Source organism: Treponema sp. R80B11-R83G3 (assembly GCF_054786115.1).
Genome location: NZ_BDHF01000035.1, coordinates 20,307 through 39,804, shown reverse-complemented (window position 1 = coordinate 39,804; position 19,498 = coordinate 20,307). Strand labels below are relative to the sequence as shown.

13 protein-coding genes are annotated in these 19,498 nt (G+C 43.7%); 9 read left to right on the top strand and 4 right to left on the bottom strand.

Annotation, left to right across the window (positions count from 1 at the left end; translation table 11 throughout):
• From ACYVRH_RS06815 to ACYVRH_RS06805, 3 genes are all read left to right on the top strand, one after another.
• Window positions 1-850, top strand: an 850-nt coding sequence (locus ACYVRH_RS06815) for an L-arabinose isomerase family protein (RefSeq protein ID WP_461256177.1), incomplete at its 5' end; no start/stop codon positions are given.
• A gap of 26 nt (window positions 851-876) precedes the next feature.
• Window positions 877-1,578, top strand: coding sequence for an L-ribulose-5-phosphate 4-epimerase AraD (gene araD, locus ACYVRH_RS06810; RefSeq protein ID WP_461256176.1), 702 nt, complete (start codon window positions 877-879; stop codon window positions 1,576-1,578).
• A gap of 43 nt (window positions 1,579-1,621) precedes the next feature.
• Complete coding sequence (locus tag ACYVRH_RS06805) at window positions 1,622-2,656, top strand: LacI family DNA-binding transcriptional regulator (protein ID WP_461256175.1); 1,035 nt, start codon at window positions 1,622-1,624, stop codon at window positions 2,654-2,656.
• Between the two features lie 23 nt (window positions 2,657-2,679).
• Here ACYVRH_RS06805 and ACYVRH_RS06800 read toward each other — a convergent pair whose 3' ends face one another.
• A complete protein-coding gene (locus tag ACYVRH_RS06800) occupies window positions 2,680-4,392 on the bottom strand; it encodes a formate--tetrahydrofolate ligase (protein WP_461256174.1) in 1,713 nt (570 codons plus the stop codon).
• A gap of 125 nt (window positions 4,393-4,517) precedes the next feature.
• Here ACYVRH_RS06800 and ACYVRH_RS06795 point away from each other — a divergent pair, with 125 nt between their 5' ends.
• From ACYVRH_RS06795 to ACYVRH_RS06770, 6 genes are all read left to right on the top strand, one after another.
• Window positions 4,518-5,231, top strand: a complete 714-nt coding sequence (locus tag ACYVRH_RS06795) for a lysophospholipid acyltransferase family protein (RefSeq protein ID WP_461256173.1) — start codon at window positions 4,518-4,520, stop codon at window positions 5,229-5,231.
• 589 nt (window positions 5,232-5,820) lie between these two features.
• Window positions 5,821-7,359 carry a glycogen synthase gene (locus tag ACYVRH_RS06790; RefSeq protein ID WP_461256172.1) on the top strand — a complete coding sequence of 513 codons (1,539 nt, stop codon included), beginning with the start codon at window positions 5,821-5,823 and terminating at the stop codon, window positions 7,357-7,359.
• A 13-nt stretch (window positions 7,360-7,372) separates the two neighbouring features.
• Window positions 7,373-8,911: a radical SAM protein gene (locus ACYVRH_RS06785; RefSeq protein ID WP_461256171.1), complete on the top strand. Its 1,539-nt coding sequence runs from the start codon at window positions 7,373-7,375 to the stop codon at window positions 8,909-8,911.
• Between the two features lie 56 nt (window positions 8,912-8,967).
• Window positions 8,968-9,831, top strand: coding sequence for a leucine-rich repeat domain-containing protein (locus ACYVRH_RS06780; RefSeq protein ID WP_461256170.1), 864 nt, complete (start codon window positions 8,968-8,970; stop codon window positions 9,829-9,831).
• A 60-nt stretch (window positions 9,832-9,891) separates the two neighbouring features.
• A complete protein-coding gene (locus tag ACYVRH_RS06775) occupies window positions 9,892-13,215 on the top strand; it encodes a WD40 domain-containing protein (protein ID WP_461256169.1) in 3,324 nt (1,107 codons plus the stop codon).
• 142 nt (window positions 13,216-13,357) lie between these two features.
• Complete coding sequence (locus ACYVRH_RS06770) at window positions 13,358-14,818, top strand: DUF4384 domain-containing protein (RefSeq protein ID WP_461256168.1); 1,461 nt, start codon at window positions 13,358-13,360, stop codon at window positions 14,816-14,818.
• A gap of 144 nt (window positions 14,819-14,962) precedes the next feature.
• Here ACYVRH_RS06770 and ACYVRH_RS06765 read toward each other — a convergent pair whose 3' ends face one another.
• Genes ACYVRH_RS06765 through ACYVRH_RS06755 form a run of 3 tightly spaced genes read right to left on the bottom strand, consistent with a single transcriptional unit; the run spans window position 14,963 to window position 19,375 of the window.
• Window positions 14,963-15,853, bottom strand: coding sequence for an esterase/lipase family protein (locus tag ACYVRH_RS06765; protein ID WP_461256167.1), 891 nt, complete (start codon window positions 15,851-15,853; stop codon window positions 14,963-14,965).
• Window positions 15,822-17,630, bottom strand: a complete 1,809-nt coding sequence (locus ACYVRH_RS06760; RefSeq protein ID WP_461256166.1) for an ABC transporter ATP-binding protein — start codon at window positions 17,628-17,630, stop codon at window positions 15,822-15,824. Before ACYVRH_RS06760 ends, ACYVRH_RS06765 begins: the two co-directional genes overlap by 32 nt.
• On the bottom strand, window positions 17,627-19,375 hold the full coding sequence (locus tag ACYVRH_RS06755) for an ABC transporter ATP-binding protein (RefSeq protein ID WP_461256165.1): 1,749 nt from the start codon (window positions 19,373-19,375) through the stop codon (window positions 17,627-17,629). The genes ACYVRH_RS06760 and ACYVRH_RS06755 overlap by 4 nt, the downstream gene beginning before the upstream one ends.
• Window positions 19,376-19,498: the final 123 nt, after the last annotated feature.

Here is a 19,498-nt window from a genome sequence, read left to right as displayed (position 1 = left end):
AGACCGTTACGCGAAAATAAGCGCCGAATCTGCGGAAAAATTGGCGAAGGAATACGCCGCTTCATATGAATTTGCGCCTGAGCTTAAGCAGGACGGCAAGGCAAGGACAGCCATGCTGGAACAGGCAAAAATCGAAATCGCCCTTAAAGAAATGCTTGAAGCCGAACACGCCGGAGCTTTTACAACTACCTTTCAAGACCTTCACGGTTTGCCGCAACTGCCAGGCCTCGCTTGCCAGCGGCTTATGGAGCAGGGCTACGGTTTTGGCGCTGAAGGTGACTGGAAACAGTCCATGCTGACGCGAGCCGCAAAAGTTATGGCATCGGGGTTATCGGGCGGCGTTTCCTTTATGGAAGATTACACCTACCACTTTGAACCGGGTAAAGAAGCCGCCCTAGGCGCCCATATGCTTGAGGTATGCCCCTCCATCGCGGATGGCAAACCCCGTATCGAAGTTCACCCGCTTGGAATCGGCGGAAAAGCGGATCCCGCGCGTATGGTATTTGACGCCGCCCCCGGCCAAGCGGTACTGGCTACGCTCATCGATCTTGGCAGCCGTTTCAGAATGATCGTCAATGAAATCCAGACTGTTAAAATTGAAAAAGCCATGCCTAAGTTGCCCGTTGCACGCGCCCTTTGGAAACCGTATCCAAACTTAAGCGGTGCAGCGGAAGCGTGGATAATTTCAGGCGGCACGCATCATTCGGTATACGCTTCAGCCTTGAGCGCGGAGTATTTCCGCGATTGGGCGGAAATAAGCGGCATTGAATTCGTGCTTATCGACAAAGATACAAAACCGCTTCGCTTGCAGGACGAACTGCGCAGTAGTGACGCTTATTGGTCGCGTTAATATCGTTATGTGAAAATGGATTGAGTATGGACGTATACAAAACGCTAAGGGAAGAATCATTCGAGGCGAACCTTGAAATAAAACTGCGCAACCTTGCCATTTACACGTGGGGCAACGCTTCCGCTTTTGATCCTGACAAAGGGGTATTTGCCATCAAGCCGTCAGGCGTTGAATACGATGAGTTAACGCCGAAAAAGATGGTGTTAGTTGATCTTGACGGCGCTGTTGTCGATGGCGCTTTAAAACCGTCATCGGATACAAAAACTCATCTTGTACTGTACCGCGAATTTAAAGGCATTTATGGCGTTACCCACACCCATTCGCCTTATGCCGTAGCATGGGCGCAGTCTAAAAAATCGGTTCCCGTCTTCGGCACTACCCACGCCGATCACTGCGCAATGGAAATTCCATGTACTGAATACATAAGCCCCGAAGCCGTTAAAAACGACTATGAGCTTGAGACCGGGAATCTAATCGTAGAAACTTTCAGAAAAGGCAATTTAGACCCCGCCCAAATAACAATGGTTTTGACTGCCGGACATGGCCCCTTTACATGGGGGAAGAGCGCAGTCCAATCGGTTTACCACGGCGTTATTTTGGAAGAAATCTGCAAAATGGCGTTATTTACAGTAATGATTGACCCAAAAGCAAAACCGTTGCCTGAGCATATAATCAAAAAACACTGGGAACGCAAACATGGGCCTAACGCGTATTATGGCCAAAAATAAACGTCTATTGGACTTATGAATAAATTCCACTACAATACTAAATATGACTGTGCATGAAATCGCGGCGCTTGCCGGAGTCTCTATTGGGACTGTTGATAGGGTGCTTCACAAAAGGAGCAGAGTCTCAGCGGAAACTAGGGCAAAAGTTGAGGCGATTATCGAACAATACCAGTTCACTCCAAATCCCATCGCAAGGAGGCTTAAACGCAACAGGGCATACCGTTTTTGCGCGCTTATTCCTAGGCGGGACCAAGATGCCGGTTACTGGGGGCAGATCATTTTAGGCATTGAACGGGCCGCCCGTGAAATTAAACCTTTGGGCGCTGAAACGGAAATAATTGAATATGACCGTTATGATCCCGAAGCGTTTGAAAGGACATCTGACGCAATAGGAGCTGGAAAAACCGAGGGACTGCTATTTGCCCCCATCATGCAAAAACGCACTCGGCCATTTGTCGAAAGGATATGCGCGGAAAAAATACCGGTTGTTTTTGTCGATGTCGATATGCCGGGAACCGAACCGTTATGCGTCGTTGGACAGGACTCGTTTAGCGGTGGTTATCTTGCGGGACGGCTTTTTCATCTTTTTGCGGGTACGGTGACCATGCCGGCGGCGGTATTGGACGTGCACAGCGATGATTATAAAATTATCCGCAGAAGGGAAGGTTTTTTAAGCTATGCGGAAAAAAACGGTTTCCCCGTCATAGTCTGGGAATATTCAGATTACGGCGGCGGCGATATTTCAGTAAAAAAAATATCGCAGTTTCTGAAGGAAAATCGTAATCTTTCAGGCATCTTCATTGCCAACAGTATGGCCTATCGTGTGGCGGAGGCGGTGGAACAACGGAGAAAAAAAGAGCCTTTTCTGCTGGTAGGTTACGATCTTATTCCTTTCAATAGGCAGCTTCTTCTTCAAGGGCGTATTAATGCCATCATTTCCCAGCGTCCGGAGGAACAGGGCCATGAAGCGCTGTTAACATTGTTCCGATCAGTCGTGCTGGAACAGACGGTAGAAGCCAAGTGGGAAATACCGCTGGACGTATATATTAAGGAAAATGCTCATTCTTTGCCCTCATGAAAGGGAAAGTTTCATAGATAATTTTAGAACAATCCCGATATTTTACCATTACTGTCAATGTCAATTTTTTCGGCGGACGGGACAGGCGGCAATCCGGGCATTGTCATTATTTCGCCTGTTAGGGCTACTATAAAACCCGCGCCCGCCGATATTTTTACGTCCCTTACTGTTAAGCGCCATCCTTTGGGGGCGCCAAGAAGAGTAGCGTCATCGGAAAAACTGTATTGGGTCTTCGCCATGCAGATTGGAACTTTATCCATGCCCATTTTTTCAATTTGGTTTATTTGTTTTTGGGCGTTATGCAAAATGACAACGCTGTCGGCATGATATATTTTTTTAGCGATTGTTTCAATTTTTTCATTAATGGACAGGTTAACGTCATAGGAAAATTCAAAATTGTTCGGCTGTTCGCAGAGGCGTACTACTTCCTCCGCGAGCTTGACTCCCCCTTCGCTCCCCTTTGCCCAGACTTCTGAAATGGCGGCGTTAACGCCTAATTCTTTGCATTTGTTTTCAACTAACTCCAATTCGGCCTTTGTATCTTTTGAAAAAGCGTTAATAGCGACTACTACGGGAAGTTTATAAACATTTTTAATGTTTTCCACGTGTTGTAAAAGATTGGGCAGGCCGTTTTCAAGCGCGATAAGATTTTCTTTTTCAAGTTCGGATTTTTTCGCCCCGCCGTGCGATTTTAGGGCGCGGACGGTTGCGACTACAATTACTGCGGATGGTTTTAATCCCGCAAAACGGCATTTAATGTCGAGGAATTTTTCCGCGCCCAAATCCGCGCCAAAACCGGCCTCCGTAACAACATAATCGGCGCATTTAAGAGCGAGACGGGTAGCCATGATTGAATTGCAGCCGTGCGCGATATTCGCAAATGGGCCGCCGTGGATAAGAGCGGGAGTTTCTTCCATTGTTTGCACAAGGTTTGGTTTTAAAGCGTCTTTAAGAAGAGCCGCCATCGCTCCCTGCGCGTTAAGCTGAGAAGCTGTAACCGGCTTTTCATCAGCCTGTTTTCCGTAAGTGTAACCGACAATTATGCGCCCCAATTTTGCTTTTAAATCGTCAATGCTCTCGGCAAGACATAGAATCGCCATTACTTCCGAAGCGGCCGTTATGTCAAATCCGTCCTCTCGCGGGAAACCGTTTATCTTCCCTCCAAGACCGTCCGTGATAAATCGAAGCTGGCGGTCGTTCATGTCGATACATCTGCGCCAGACAACTTTTCGCGGATCAATGTTAAGCTCATTGCCTTGAAAAATATGGTTGTCTATCATCGCGGCCAAAAGATTATTCACGGCGGCAATGGCGTGGAAATCGCCTGTAAAATGAAGATTAATGTCTTCCATTGGAATGACCTGCGCCCAGCCGCCGCCCGCCGCTCCGCCTTTAACGCCGAATATGGGACCGAGTGAAGGTTCCCTAAGGGCGACCATCGTTTTTTTCCCAATTGATGAAAGGCTGTCCGCGACTCCTACTGTCGTAGTCGTTTTGCCTTCTCCTGCGGGAGTAGGATTGATAGCAGTTACAAGAATTAATTTACCGTCTTTTTTATCTTTATTAATCTGAAGAAAGCTGTAATTTACTTTTGCTTTGTATTTTCCGTAATATTCAATATACTCGTCGGGGATTCCCGCTTTTTTTGCCACGTCTTTTATATGGAGGGCGTGATCGGGGAAAACTGATTGGGCAATTTCGATATCTGTTCCCGAAATTTTTTTTATTGGCGCCATTTTTTGATAATGTAACAGTAATAAAAAAAAGTCAATGCGTGCATGAAACAGTATGCTTAGTTATCAAATAACTTCCCTATAAAAAAACGGTTGTTTTTTTTCTGATAATTAAAGATAATAAACATATGTTAAAAACAGTACTAGGTTTTGGATATTTAATTTTTGCCTTGCTCTTTTTATTACCGTTTGCGATTATCGCTTTGATATTAAGTCCGTTTGGATTAAAAAAACCGATGACGCATATTATTTACCGCCTTGCGCAATGGTGGGCGCTGTCATTACTTCCTATAGCGGGGCACACGGCGGTTAAAGGCAGGGAAAATATCCCTAAAAAGGGCGGCGTTTGTTTTGTTAGTAACCACTGCGGTTTTTTCGATATTGTTATATTGCTTGCCTTTTGCGGACGGCCATTTGGTTTTATAGCAAAAAAAGAATTGCTCTATGTGCCGTTTATGAACGCGTGGATTTATGCGCTTGGAGGACTTTTTATTGATCGTGGCAATATCAGACATGCGATCAAAACGATAAACAAGGGCGTACAGCGTATAAAATCAGGCGGCAGTATGATTATTTTTCCCGAAGGACACCGTTCCAAGGGCAGGGGGCTTCTTCCATTCCATCCCGGTTCGCTTAAACTTGCCACCCAAGCCAATGCCGTAATTGTCCCTGTCGCTATCGAGGGCAGTTACGATGTCTTTGAAAAAAATTACCGCGTTGTCAGCGCTTCGACAAGAATTGCGTTTTTGGAACCTATTGATACGACAAGCATACCTTTAGAGGATCGCAAACAAATACTATGTGATAGAATTTACTCGGCAATTAAAAAGGAATTAAATTAAAATCTTAATTTACTTTGCGAGAATATCACGAAGAAGAGGATCAGGGGTTTTTATTTGTTATCTTATCGTGAAGCTCAAGCTAAGCTTTCGGACAATAACCCCCTCTTCCCTCTTTGTGTTCTTCGTACCTTTGTGAGCTTCGTGTGAAAATCTTGGGAATTTCCGACATCCGCCGCTTGACAAAATCTGATAAAACACAATAAAATACATAAATAAACTGATTGTGTTGTGTTTCAAGGAGTATTTGTGCAAAAAAGATTTGCTACTTGTTATCTACCCCCAGCCGGTGTCAAAAGCCAGAGAAAAAGGTTTTTAACGCAAAAAATACTTGAAAAACAATCAAAAATACTGTTTTTAGACGCTTTTTATGTTAATGTAATGAGTTTTGATATGATCTACCCCCCCCCCCCCGTTGAACAATGTAGAATTTGTCAGTTTTTGTGTTTTTTTTGCCAAATATTTATTTTTTTCTCTGTTTTTTGGATTAAAGGATGCAGGTATTCCTAGTTTTCATTTCCCGGTTTCTCTTCCCTCAAAAGCGGGAAGGAGTACGGATTTTTTTTGATAACAACCATAAGGAGGTTGAGGTATGAATATATTAATGATGTTCAGCGAAGTTGTTGGATACGTTAAAACAGGCGGACTTGCTGATGTGGCGGCTGCTCTTCCAAAGAGTCTTGCGGAACTTGGGCACAATGTAAAAATCGTCATGCCTTATTATAGGGTGATAAAAACAAACAGGGTAAGCAATAAAGAACCGGAGTTAAAGCCGCTTTCAGGCGACCCCATGATGAAGGTACAGATGGGCAGCCGCAAGATCGAGGAATGTGAGGTCTATATTGATACAATGCCTGGTTCTTCAGTAGAAGTATATTTTATTAAGCATGAGTTCTTTTTTAATAGAGACGAGCTTTACGGCGATGCTGAAGATCCTATGCGTTTTTCCTTTTTCTGCCGTTCCATATTCGAGCTTTGCCGGAAAATAAACTGGTATCCTGAAATACTCCACGCCAACGACTGGCAATCGGCGTTGGTTCCAGTATACCTGAAATATATCAAGCGGACATCAGGCAGTGAGTTTGAAAAAACCGCTTCAATTTTGACAATTCATAATCTGGCGTTTCAGGGAATGTGTGAAAAAACTTTTTATGACTATATAACGCTCGATATGAAGGATAAATTTTCCGAGCAGGAATTTGAATTCGGGGGCAAATTAAATATTCTGAAGGCTGGTTTGTACGGAGCGGATAAACTTAATACGGTTTCACGCAAATATGCGGAAGAAACTCAAAAGAAGAAAACAAATGGCGAAGACTATTACGGTTGCGATCTTGACAGCGTACTCTGTGACCTTACAGAAAAATATACCGGTATACTTAACGGCATTGATACCGGCGAATGGAATCCGAAGCAAGATCCGTTCCTGCCCGCGGCATATTCATATTCCGTCAATAACATGGACGGAAAGGCGAAGGCAAAAGAGACCCTTCAAAAGTATTTCGGTCTTCCTATTAATTCGGAAATACCGATTATCGGTATGGTTGGGCGGCTTGACGCTCATCAGAAGGGGCTTTCAGAACTCTTTAACCCTGATTATGGTTGTGCATGGCCGTTTTGCCGCAATATGGGAATCCAGATGGTTCTCCTCGGTGATGGTAAGGATTCCGAATCCGAAATTAAAAAACATATCCAAATGTTAGCTTCGGAAGCGCACAATTTCAGGGCCAGAATCGGATACGATAATGAACTTGCCCACCTTATTGAGGCTGGCAGCGATTTTTTCCTGATGCCAAGCCGTTATGAGCCATGCGGTCTTAATCAGATGTATTCTTTGATTTATGGAACCATCCCCATTGTACGCAAGACCGGCGGATTGGCGGATACTGTAGAAAACTATGATCAAAAAGGCGGCGGCACAGGCTTTATGTTTGAACAGCTTACCCCAATAGAAATTTACAAAACCGTTGCCCGTGCTGTCCTGACATGGTACAACCGCAGAGACCATATAAAAGAAATGCGTTTGCGGGGAATGAAGCAGGATTTTTCTTGGGAAAAATCGGCGAGAGAGTATGTCGAACTGTATAAAGAAGCGTTGAAAAAAGCGATTCCGGCGGACGTTACAAAATGAAAGGAGATTGATTATGCTGTACAAGAACTATAATGGAAACGAATTATTGATAATTCCCAATCCGAACAATCCGTTGCATTACCTTGTTTTTTTAGCGTTAAACAATAATTACGAAGAAAATCTGGCCGATATAGCAAACGCTATTCATGGCTATATTACGGACAATAATATCGATTACGATAATATTGAAACGTTTAATGTTTTGACGGACATTGAAAATTTGAAAAAACACCATCTGGCTAAAACACTTTCATTGTACGCAGAATATAAATTAATAAAACCGCAAGACTTTGAGGAGTTGCCCTATGTCCCGGAATTTGCCCATGAAAAAGACAGAATTGATAAAATAATGCTCAGGAAGTATGACGAAATTCAACCGATAACGTGTGAAATTTTTCCAACGGTAAATTGCTTCAATAGATGCCGTCAATGCGCGTATAAAACCCATAAAATTGCCACAGGCACATGGTGCGACAACAATTTTGATGATGAAAGATGGCACATGCCCCCAGATTTTGTCGAGAATTTAGTGCGGAAGATCAAAAATGCCGGAGTAAAATACATGGTAATTACCGGTGGCGGCGACCCTTTAATGAATTATAAGGCGACGCTCAAAATTTTTGAAAACGCCTGTGAATTAAAGAAAAAAGAAAAATGGAACATAAAATACGGAATCTACACAAACGCCAACGCATTGGACCCTTCTTCCAAAGAAAAGAATATTGTTTCTTTACTGGATTACGAGCCTGAATTTATCCGAATCAGCGTAAATTCAGCGACCAAAGGCACCTATGATAAACATCACAAACCCTTTAATAAAAAAACAGATTATATTGAGGAAATAATAAAACCAAATATAATCAATTTGCTGACTGAAAAAAACAAAAAAAATATACCGACAAGAATCGGATTAAGTTATTTAATTGACCCGGACACGCTTGATGACGTAGTCCTTTTCGCGGAATGGATAAACGGTCTATACAAAGAACGTGGCTTAAATCTTGATTTTGTCCGTTTTACGCCTACGATTGACTACTTTAGCCATTCGCAGTATACGCAGGAATTTTTTAATGTCGCGCTTAACAAGATCAATAATGAAGCAGTCCCTGCAATTAAAGAAACAAACGCTCAGGTTACAAAATTTAACCATAGATTTTCCGCCATCAATGAAAAAAAATCGTATGAAAAGTGTTTTGGAAGCAATTTCTTTCTTGAAGTCACCTGTGACGGCAGCACCTATGTTTGTTGTGAAACTGCGTTTTTCCTCGGATACAATACCGGCGATTTAATTCATCATGAATATGAAAATATAAAACAAGAAAGTAAATACAAGGAGGTTATTACGCGAATTGATAACAGCAAATTAATTTCCTGCCCGGTATTTTGTAAACCCCACAATATTAACAAAATACTTTGGGAACTGGACGATATTTTGAAAAAAAGCCCTGCTGACGCTTCAATCAAAAAGTGGCTGTATGGCTTGAATGAATATTGGGATTGGTCAATACCAAAAAATTCCAAGTTTAAGAAGCCGCAGATTGTGGCGTTTTGAAATTAATAGAATATCAAGGAGTATTGTATGAAAACAAACGAAAAAGGAGACATTAAATGAAAAACAAGAAAATGGTTTTATGGATCGCTCTAATAGTAACGGCGATAATTCCGGTTTACGCACAGCAGTATGACCCTGGAAGTGATTTTGAGGTAAAGCGTGAAGGAAACGGGATAACCATTGCCGCATACAAAGGTTCAAAAACACATGTGCGGATTCCACCGAGCATACAAAATGTGCCGGTTACCAAAATTGGGGATGACGCTTTTGCATTGGGCGCTAACCTTACCAGCGTAACCATACCCAACAGCGTTACTAGCATTGGAGATTCCGCTTTTTCCCAATGCGCTAACCTTACCAGCGTAACCATACCCAACAGCGTTACTAGCATTGGGGAGGGCGCTTTTTCCGAATGTACCAATCTTGCCAGCGTAACAATACCTAACAGCGTAACCAGCATTGGGGATTACGCTTTTGCCTACTGCGCCAGCCTTACCAGCGTAACCATCCCCAATAATGTTACTAGTATTGGGGATTATGCTTTTGAAAGATGTACCAGTCTTACTAGCGTAATCATATCGGACAGCGTTACCATCATTGAAGAGGGTGTTTTTGCCAATTGTACCAACCTTATCGGTGTAACCATACCAAACCGAGTTACAAAAATTAGGGATGAAGCTTTTCTCAGTACCAGAATTACCAGCATAACCATTCCCAATAGTGTTATCAGTATTGAGGATTGGGCTTTTGGTGATTGTAAAAATCTTACAAGTGTAACATTTCAAGGAAAAATAAATTCGGACAGTTTTGGTACGAATGTTCCATTCCCCGGTGACTTGCGCGCAAAGTATCTTACAGGAGGCATCGGGACGTATACGAGACGAAGTGGTGGCCACAGTGATATATGGACGAAACAGTAACGAATAGATAAGGAATAAAAAATGAAAGCATTGCAATTATTTTCATGTATATGTTTTATTATGTTAACAACATTTGCCTACGCCAAAGATTCCAACGAAGAACGGGGTCTTGCGGTGGAGAACACAACGCAGATTAAAGCCGATATAGCTGTGTTTCCGCAGTTGGGGCATACCCATGTTAGATCGGCGGCGTTCAGCCCTGACGAAAAACAGATTCTTTCGTGTTCCGATGATTATACAATCAAACTGTGGGATGTGGCAAACGGTCGGGAAATCAAAACCTTTTCTGGGCATACAGGTAATGTTTTATCCGCAATGTTCAGCATGGACGGGAAGCAAGTGCTTTCCAGCTCTGCGGATGGTTCAATCAGGCTGTGGGATGCGGCAAGCGGTCGGGAAATCAACACTTTTTTAGGGCATGAGGGTTTTGTTTATTCCGTAGCGTTCAGTCCGGACGGAAAGCAAATTATTTCCGGTTCTGAGGATGGTACAATCAAATTGTGGGATACTGAGAGCGGCGTGGAAATCAGAACATTTTTTGAGTCAAAGCATCGTCTATCAGTCACAACAGTAGCGTACAGTCCAAATGGGAAACAGATTCTTTCATGTTTAGAGGATGAAACAATCATGTTATGGGATGCGGTAAGCGGTTTGGAAATCAGAACTTTTAAGGGACATAATTGGACTATTAATTCCGCAACATTCAGCCCGGACGGGAAGCAAGTACTTTCAGGTTCCAGTGATAAAACTATAAAACTGTGGGATGTTGCAAGCGGGCGTGAGATCAGAACCTTATCGGGACATACTGATCATGTTAATTCCGTAGCGTTCAGCCCCGATGGAAAACAGGCGCTTTCCGGTTCAGATGATTACACGGTAAAACTATGGGATGTTGCAAGCGGCAAAGAAATCAAAACTTTTTTGGGGCATAATGATTTTTTTAATTCCGTAGCGTTCAGTTCCGATGGGAAGAAGATTCTTACAGGTTCCAGTGATGGTAAAATCAAGTTGTGGGATGTTGCAAGCGGGAGAGAAATCAGAATTTTTTCAGGGCTTACAAGCAATGTTTTATCCGCAACATTCAGTCCCGATGGGAAGAAAATTCTTACAGGTTCCTATGATAAAACAATCAAGTTATGGGATATTACAAGTGGACGCGAAATCAGAACCTTTTCGGGACATACAATGGAGATTAATTCCATAGCTTTCAGCCCTAACGGAAAACAGGTGCTTTCAGGTTCCAATGATGGGACGGTAAAACAGTGGGATGTTGCAAGCGGCAAAGAAATAAAAACCTTTACGGGGCATATTGATAGTGTTTTATCTGTAGCGTTCAGCCCTAACGGAAAACAGGTGCTTTCAGTTTCCGGTACTAAAGATTTTTATTCTTCCAGTGTTAACAAGATAAAACTGTGGGATGCTGCAAGTGGCAAGGAAATAAGAACCTTTTCGGGGCATACTAGTAGTGTTTTATCTGTAGCGTTCAGCCCTAACGGAAAACAGGTGCTTTCAGGTTACGGTTCTAAACTATTTGATTATTCCAGTGATAACAATTACCAGATAAAACTTTGGGATGTTGCAAGCGGCAAGGAAATAAGAACCTTTTCGGGGCATTCTGATAGTGTTTTATCTGTAGCGTTCAGTTCGGACGGAAAGCAAATTATTTCCGGTTCTGAGGATGGTACAATCAAATTGTGGGATGTGGCAAGTGGACGGGTAATCAGAACCTTTTCAGAGTCTTCTTACGGTGATGATTATGATATTTATTATTCCGTAGCGTTCAGCCCTGACGGGAAACAGGTGCTTTCTGGTTCCAGTGATGGTTCAATCAATCTGTGGAATGTAGCAAGCGGCCAGGAAATAAGAACCTTTTCGGGGCATACATCTCAGGTTTGGTCTGTATCGTTTAGCCCTGACGGCACACGGATACTTTCCAGTTCAAGTGATACTACCACCCGTATCTGGGACGTAACCTCCGGCAAAGAAATCGCCCAGTTCATTTCCTTCACTGGAAGTGACACTCAACTTGCCTCCGCCAGCCGTGGCCTTACCGTTGAAACCGAAACCGCTGCGACATCCAATAGCGGCGAATGGCTTTCAATCACACCTGACGGCTACTATCAAGCTTCCCCTCGCGGTGATAGATACATTAACGTGCGGGTCAATAACACCGTCTCTGGCATCGACAGCTACCGCTCCATCTTCTACAACCCCGATGTGGTACAGGCGCGTTTACAAGGCAAACCCGATCCCGTTTCAAAAGCGAATATTACCATAAAGCAAGCTGCCAACTTTATGCCGCCAACTGTTACAATACAGTCTCCCGCGAATTTAAGCGCAACGAATACCGCAACGGCTAATCTTTCTGTAACAATTACCGACAAAAACCAATCAATAAAGAATATTAAAATTATTGTTAATGGCAGGCTTATCAGCAGGGATGAGCTTTCCGCCGTTAAGGGGAACGGCTTGCAAGCGCAAAAGGCAAGCCTCACCGTTACGGGAAATCAAAAGACAGTGAACTTGTCATTGCCTTTGAACCTAGACCCGGGTAATAACCGTATCGAGATTGTGGCGTTTAACGGTTTTTCCGACAGCCGCAGTTATATTGATATTATTTACAACGCCCCAGCGGAGCAGAAACCCGTATTGCCCAATTTGTGGATACTCGCTGTCGGCGTGAATAAATATAATGACTCTAATATCCGTAACCTTAATTACTGCGTGGCGGACGCTAAGGGTGTGATTGAATCCCTTAAAGCGCAAGAAGGCAAGCGTTATGCCAAAGTGAACAGTTTGCTCATTGCGGACGGCGAAACTGTCGCTCCCACTGCCGCAAATATCAAACAAAACTTAAAGTTCCTTGACGGCGCGGGGGAGCGTGATGTGGTATTGCTCTTTTTAGCTGGACATGGGGTTAGCGATAATGCGGGAAAATTTCTTTTTCTGCCCAATGACGTTAAACTGAAAGTGGATAAAACAGTAAACGAGGCGAGCGCCATTTCTGATAGCGAAATTGTGTCGGTATTGGACAGGGCGGGAAACCTTTTGGTGTTTATTGACGCTTGTCAGTCCGGCGGCGTGGATAATGACCGTTTGGTGCGCTCGCTCATGGACACCAACGCTTTTGTGTTCACCTCAAGCCGGGGGAATGAGTTATCGCAAGAACGTAAAGAATTTGGGCACGGTGTGTTCACCTACAGCATCATGCAGGGGCTTAAAGGCGCGACACAGGCATTAGCGCAAAACAATGTTACAGTGTTAAGCCTTTCCGGTTTTGTGTCACTTGACGTGCCGCGCATTACGGGCGGGGCGCAGAACCCTAAAGCGTATTCGTTGGGGTTTTATGACTTCCCAATGGCGCTGATAAATGCACCGCGTTAAGCGGTGTGGATGAAAAAATTAACACAGCGTGGCGCACAATAAACGCCTGTGAGACGAATAAATGTGCGAGGTCTTTAGCCCGAGTATTGCGCCCGGGGCTCATAAAATAGTAGAATAGAGGTTAATATTAAGGAGTTTTACTATGAACAAAAATCCAATCCTCCGCATCAGCGTTTTATGTCTGCTTATTCTGGCAGTCTCGCCCCTTTGGTTCACCGCCTGTGTCACGCAAAAAACAGACTCTGCCCCTTCTTCGGACAGCCTCACCTTGGACGCTGCAATTACCGAAACGGCATCGTACTTTATCCAGAAAATTCCCGCAAAGGCAAAAATCGCGCTTATCCCATTTGACGCGCCCACAGGCCGCCTGTCTGACTATGTTTTTGAAGAGTTATGGAAACGTTTTGAAGATTCCAAAAATTTTGTTATGGTTGACAGGAAAAACCTTGATCGTATCGAAGCCGAAATTAAGATTCAATATGAATCAGGCAATGTTGATGACAACGCGATTGTTTCCATGAGCAAACAATACGGCGCGGAATTTCTTGTCTACGGGCAAATAATCGCTCTTGGAAAAGACGCTTCATCGGCTGAGTATCGCATAACGGTCTACGCCACCGATGTTGAAAAAGCGTCTTCAAGCCAAAGAGCCTATGTCGTAAGACAGGACAGCCGTCTTGCCTCGCTTATCAATGTTTCTATCGATGAGGAAGTGGAGAGAGCAGTCTCCATTATGGCGAAATCGGTTAGTCAAAAAACTGTTATTGCCATAGGAAGGATAAGTTACGCCAACACGCAAACCGTTACAAATCTTTCGGCGTGGTTAAAAAACGGAATTATTTCCGGGGCGCAAAAACAACGGGACAAGTTTCAAATTGCTACCGACAGCGAAAGCGCCGATTTTGCCGTTTCAAGCCGGGGGCTTACTGTGGAAACGCCTGTTGCAAACACCAGCGTTCAAGCGGTAGTAACCGGAAGTTATTCGCCGTTGGATAGCGGCGCGGAAGTTTTATTGCAGTTAATTTCCACAAGCGGGAACAAAGCGGTGCTGTCATCGGCAAAATTCTTTATTCCGTCTTCGGAAATGGAAAGGCGCAAACTTTCTCTGCTTCCTGAAAAAGATACGGCGATAATCAGCAAAGCCGAATATGAAGCGAAGCAAAAAGCGGTAGACCCCTACGCGGGCAAAAACAACAAATGGGCATTTACCGCAACTCCCGACGTGCTTGACGGCATTTACCGTGACGGCGACTATATGACCATGCGCGTTTATTCGGCACGTGACTGTTATTTCCGCATCATTCATATTGACGTGAACGGAGCCACTCAGGTTATTTACCCCGTATCTGTAAGCGATAACAACTTTATCCGCGCCGGACAGACGCGCAGAATTCCAGACAATACCCGTTACAAGATGGGAGCTCCCTTCGGTGAAGAAATAATTCTTGTTGCCGCTTACGACCGTCCTTTTACATCAGTTCAACAATCAGGAACACTAAGCGCGGATAACATAGCCCGCGGTCTGACAGTGGAAAGCGATAACAAGACGGTGATGAGCCCCTCCGCGACAGCAAAGTTCAGTTATACGATTTTGCCAAAATAAAATAATAAGAGGTTCACACTAAGATCACAAAGGTACAAAGATCACAAAGAGGGGGATCAGTGGTTTTGTCCGCTATCTTATCGTGAAGCCCACGCATCGAGAACGAACAACAACATTGCTCATTGTTAATTTCTCATTGCTAATTTAAAATCCTTTTTCGCATAAGTCATTTACAATTTTTATATAAATAGCAGGAATGTTAATTCCTTTTTTCTTGTTTTGGTCAATGATGTCCGTATGGGAGATTCCCCCTGCTATTTTTGTAATATTATCACTCCATTTTGCCGAATGTTCGCTTACTACTCCGTCATTGTCTCCGTTTATTTTTTTTATATAGCGGTTGCTGTAATAAAACATTACATCATCATGAGGACTTTCCATTACGGAATAAATACTTTGATAATATACCCTTTTATCAATAATTACTTCTTCGTTAAATTTTTTCATATAGTCGGTTGTTAATTGATAATTTACGCTGTATAAATCAGGATTTGTATCCCCATATAATTCGCCGTAAATTTTAAGGGCCTCTTTTATCATCTTGGTGTGGATAATTTTTTGATCAAATATCAGATCAGCTAACTCCGCGCCGTGATGGGGCGTTGATACCGTAGTCAAACTTGCCACTTTGTCCCCATAATTGTACTTCCAAATGCAATAACGGGAATCAAGCCCTCCTTTTGAATGGGCGATTATATTTACTTTTTCACTGTTTGTTTCCCGTAATATATTTTCAATAGTGTTATGTAATATTTCCGCATTTGATTCATAATCGCCCCACGCGTCCGTATTTCCAAAAAATACTTTTATTCCATTATCTTCCAATGTTTTAGGGATTCTGCCCCAGAATTTTTCTACTTTTTCCCTGTCATTCGCGTAAATTCCATGCACTAATACGACTGGATATTTCAAAGGTATATTATTTTTAACATCTTCAACAGTAGTTATAGTTTTACACGAAAAAAATAATAACAATGTTATGACTATAATAAAATTTTTCATATTATTGCTGATACTGAGCCAAACAAAGCTCATAATACCTCCCCCGCTTAGCCATCAGTTCCTCGTGCGTGCCCGTTTCCACTATTTGCCCGTCGCTTACAAACATTATCTGCGTGCAGTTGCGTATCGTGGAAAGCCTGTGGGCGATGATAAACGAGGTGCGTCCCTTCATCAGCGTTTGGATTCCCTGTTGTACAAGCTGTTCAGTCCCTGTGTCGATACTGCTTGTCGCTTCGTCAAGAATAAGTATTCGCGGATTGGAGATTAGAGTGCGGGTAAACGCCAAAAGCTGCCTTTCGCCCGAGGAGATGCCGCTTCCGCGCTCAATGATGCGGGTGTCATAGCCGTTAGGCAATTTTTCTATAAAGTGGTTTGCCCCTATTAAGCTTGCTGCGGCGCGGATTTCTTCGTCCGAAGCGTCCAGTTTCCCGTAACGGATGTTGTCGGCTATCGTTCCCGTGAACAAAAAACTGTCCTGAAGCATTATCCCCATCTGGCTTCTTAGCGAATGTAGGGTAACCTTCATTATATCCTGGCCATCGATTAAAACTTCTCCTTCCTCAATATTGTAGAAGCGTGAAAGCAGGTTTACGATTGTGGTTTTTCCGGCTCCCGTAGGGCCTACAATGGCTATGCTTTCACCCGGATGCGCGTTAAAGTTCACGTTGTTCAGCACCTTGCGCTCCCCGTCGTAACTGAAACTTACGTTCCTAAACTCGACGTGTCCGCGCATAAAAGGAAACTCAACAGCGTTGGGAATGTCCTGAATTGTTACGGGTTCCGCTATTGTGTCGAAAATTCTGTCAAGGTACGACATCGCTGTAATAAAAGTGTTGTAAATGTTCGCGAGGTTTATTATCGGCTGCCAGAAACGCCACGCGTAGTTTCCCATAACAAGCAACATTCCAAAACTCGCCATCGGGTTCATCCAGTAAACGCCCATTATGTACACGAACGACCAGACAAGCTGGCTTATGGATTCTGTGGAAAACCATACCGTGTTGGAAATGTAAATCGCCTTCATCCACACATAGTTGCGCTGATCCGCTAGATCGTTCATTATTTCAAGATTTTTATCCTGCCTGTCAAAGGCTTGAGTAACTTTTACCCCGTCTATTGATTCTTGAACATAGGCGTTTATATTCGAGCCTTTGTTTGAAACGGCCTGCCAAGCCCTGCGCTGGGCGGGCTTTATTGTCCAAATAAAAATGGCAAGCAGTGGAAGCCCGATAACTGTAACTGTCGCAAGATGCGGGTCTACCTTATACATAAAAAATATTATAAAGAAGATATTTAACACTTCTATTACAAAGTTGATGATTCCGTTGGAAAGAGCGTCCGATACGCTGTTTACATAAGGGACTACGCGCACGAAAATTTTTCCGTGCGGTCGGGAATCAAAGAAACTGAAAGACAATTTTTGAAGGTGGGCGAACAAGTCCTGCCTTATGTCGTGAATAATGCCGGCGCCCGCCTTTGCCACAAGAATGTTGCGTACCGCGCTTAACGCGACGCTTACGATGATGGACGCTGTAAGGTATACGCCCATAAGGAGCAGTTGATGTAAATCTTTGTTTGGGACGGCTTCGTCAAGTGCTGTTTTAATAAACAGCGGCCCTATAAGGCCTGAAATTGAGGCGAGGATGCTGAAAATAAGCGACAGCCTTAAATGGCTTTTAGCTTTTAAGAGATAACCTAGAACCCTTTTTACGTTAAACAGGCTTACCTTTTCGTCAAGGTATTCGTCCATGTCATAGCGGTTCTTTTCTTTGGAGGTTTTTTGCTCTTGCTTTTTACTGAAGAAACTCATTTGGTCCCCTCCAAAGCGGAAATACCCGCATTATGCTGAAGCGACCAAATATGATGATAAAATCCTTTCTTGGCAAGCAGTTCCTCATTGGTTCCCCTTTCGATGATCCGCCCCTTGTCCATGACAAGAATCAAATTCGCCTTTCTAAACGAAGATATTCTCTGAGCGATGATTATCTTTGTGCAAGGAAACTCAAGTTTTTCAAGATGTTCCTGAATATACTGCTCAGTCTCGCTGTCCACGGCGGAAGTTGTGTCGTCTAACACAAGGACCGCAGGCTCAACGGCAAGCGCCCTCGCGAGCGCTATCCTTTGCCTCTGTCCGCCTGAAATCCCGACTCCGCGCTCTCCTACCAATGTGTCATAGCCGTCTGCCATCTCATTGATAAAATTGTCAGCGTCCGACTGTATCGCTCGTTTTTTAATGGTTTCATCGTCAAGTTCCGGCCTTCCGTATGAAATATTGCCTTTTACGGAATCGGAAAACAAAAACACGTCCTGCATGGCAAGCCCTATTTGCCGTCTTAGAGACGATAGCGTATAACGCCTTACGTCCACGCCGTCCAAAAGAACCGCGCCGTAATCTGGCTCATAAAAACGCACAAGCAGGTTTACAAGCGAAGTTTTTCCAGCTCCCGTGCTTCCGAGTATTCCTATAGTGGAACCGGCTTCCGCCGTAAAATTAATGTCCTCAAGAATTTTATTTCCGTCAATGGTAAGTTTTACGTCCCTGAATTCAATTTTTCCTTTTGGGCGTTGCGTTAGCTTAATCGCGCCGGACATATCGCTTATTCCCTTGGGCGCTTCTACGACTTCGCGGATCATCTGCCCTGCGGAAGTCCAGCGTTCAAGGTCTGCAAGGAGGGGGCCTAACATCTGCATCGGCATTGCCAGCGCCCATGTAAGAGAAGAGAACGCCATGTATTCGCCTGGCGTAAGCCAACCTTTGATTAGGAAGTAACCGCCCGCGACAAGCATTATAACCGTAAGGAGTTGGCTTGCGGTATCAAGAAACGGCTGATACTTCGCTGTTATAAGGGCGTTCTCGCAGCTTATGTCACGAAACTCGGCGTTTTGTTTTTCAACTTTTTCTTTTTCGTATTCTTCCCGCGCAAACGCCTTTACCACGCGGTTGCCGTCAATGTTTTCCGTAACGAAAGTTCCAAGGTCTGTAAGTTTCTGCCGCAGTAATAAAAAACGAGGCCTGATTTTTTTTACGAACCGGCGGCTTATATATAGAATAAAAGGCGTAATCCCAACAATGCAAAGGGCAAGCTTCCAGTTCATGTAAAGGTAAAAAATAAATGTCGCGGCAAAAAGGGCTATGGCTCCGATAAACTGGTAGGAAACCCACGCTACTGTATGCCGCAGGCGGTCTAAGTCCTGCGTCATCCTCGTCATTAAATTGCCTGTGGGGAAGCGGTTTAAAAATTTAAAATCCTGCCATTGGACGGTCTGGTACATGTCGCGGCGAAGTCGGGTCATTACGTCGGTACTGGCGATTTCCATACATATTATTTGAAGATAGTTAAGCAAGAGGCGTGACAGTTGGACTATCATCATTATTACAAGGATCTTTATTAACGGGCTTGTATTGCCGCCTACGATAACTTCATCGATTATTTGCCTTCCAAGCATGGCGTTAATAACGCGAATGCTAGACGTAACAACAGTAAGAAAAAGCCCCCCTAAAAAGAAAGCCCTCTTTCCCTTCATGTAGTTCCAGACCCATTTTATTTGTTCCATTATAAAACTAGTGTATAGTTGTTAGTAATTAGTGTCCAGTAGTCAGTAACATATAAAACTTTACAAAACATTATTCCCAAATTTTCTCCGCGCCTTTGCGTGAGGTTTTTTTGTAAATATTTA

What these genes read in the sequence shown, in the direction of transcription:
- ACYVRH_RS06805 (WP_461256175.1), top strand. Translation starts at nt 1,622, where the DNA reads ATGACTGTGCATGAAATCGCGGCGCTTGCCGGAGTCTCTATTGGGACT.
- ACYVRH_RS06785 (WP_461256171.1), top strand. Translation starts at nt 7,373, where the DNA reads ATGCTGTACAAGAACTATAATGGAAACGAATTATTGATAATTCCCAAT.
- ACYVRH_RS06800 (WP_461256174.1), bottom strand. Translation starts at nt 4,392, where the DNA reads ATGGCGCCAATAAAAAAAATTTCGGGAACAGATATCGAAATTGCCCAA.
- ACYVRH_RS06765 (WP_461256167.1), bottom strand. Translation starts at nt 15,853, where the DNA reads ATGAGCTTTGTTTGGCTCAGTATCAGCAATAATATGAAAAATTTTATT.
- ACYVRH_RS06760 (WP_461256166.1), bottom strand. Translation starts at nt 17,630, where the DNA reads ATGAGTTTCTTCAGTAAAAAGCAAGAGCAAAAAACCTCCAAAGAAAAG.
- ACYVRH_RS06755 (WP_461256165.1), bottom strand. Translation starts at nt 19,375, where the DNA reads ATGGAACAAATAAAATGGGTCTGGAACTACATGAAGGGAAAGAGGGCT.
- araD (WP_461256176.1), top strand. Translation starts at nt 877, where the DNA reads ATGGACGTATACAAAACGCTAAGGGAAGAATCATTCGAGGCGAACCTT.
- ACYVRH_RS06795 (WP_461256173.1), top strand. Translation starts at nt 4,518, where the DNA reads ATGTTAAAAACAGTACTAGGTTTTGGATATTTAATTTTTGCCTTGCTC.
- ACYVRH_RS06770 (WP_461256168.1), top strand. Translation starts at nt 13,358, where the DNA reads ATGAACAAAAATCCAATCCTCCGCATCAGCGTTTTATGTCTGCTTATT.
- ACYVRH_RS06790 (WP_461256172.1), top strand. Translation starts at nt 5,821, where the DNA reads ATGAATATATTAATGATGTTCAGCGAAGTTGTTGGATACGTTAAAACA.
- ACYVRH_RS06780 (WP_461256170.1), top strand. Translation starts at nt 8,968, where the DNA reads ATGAAAAACAAGAAAATGGTTTTATGGATCGCTCTAATAGTAACGGCG.
- ACYVRH_RS06775 (WP_461256169.1), top strand. Translation starts at nt 9,892, where the DNA reads ATGTTAACAACATTTGCCTACGCCAAAGATTCCAACGAAGAACGGGGT.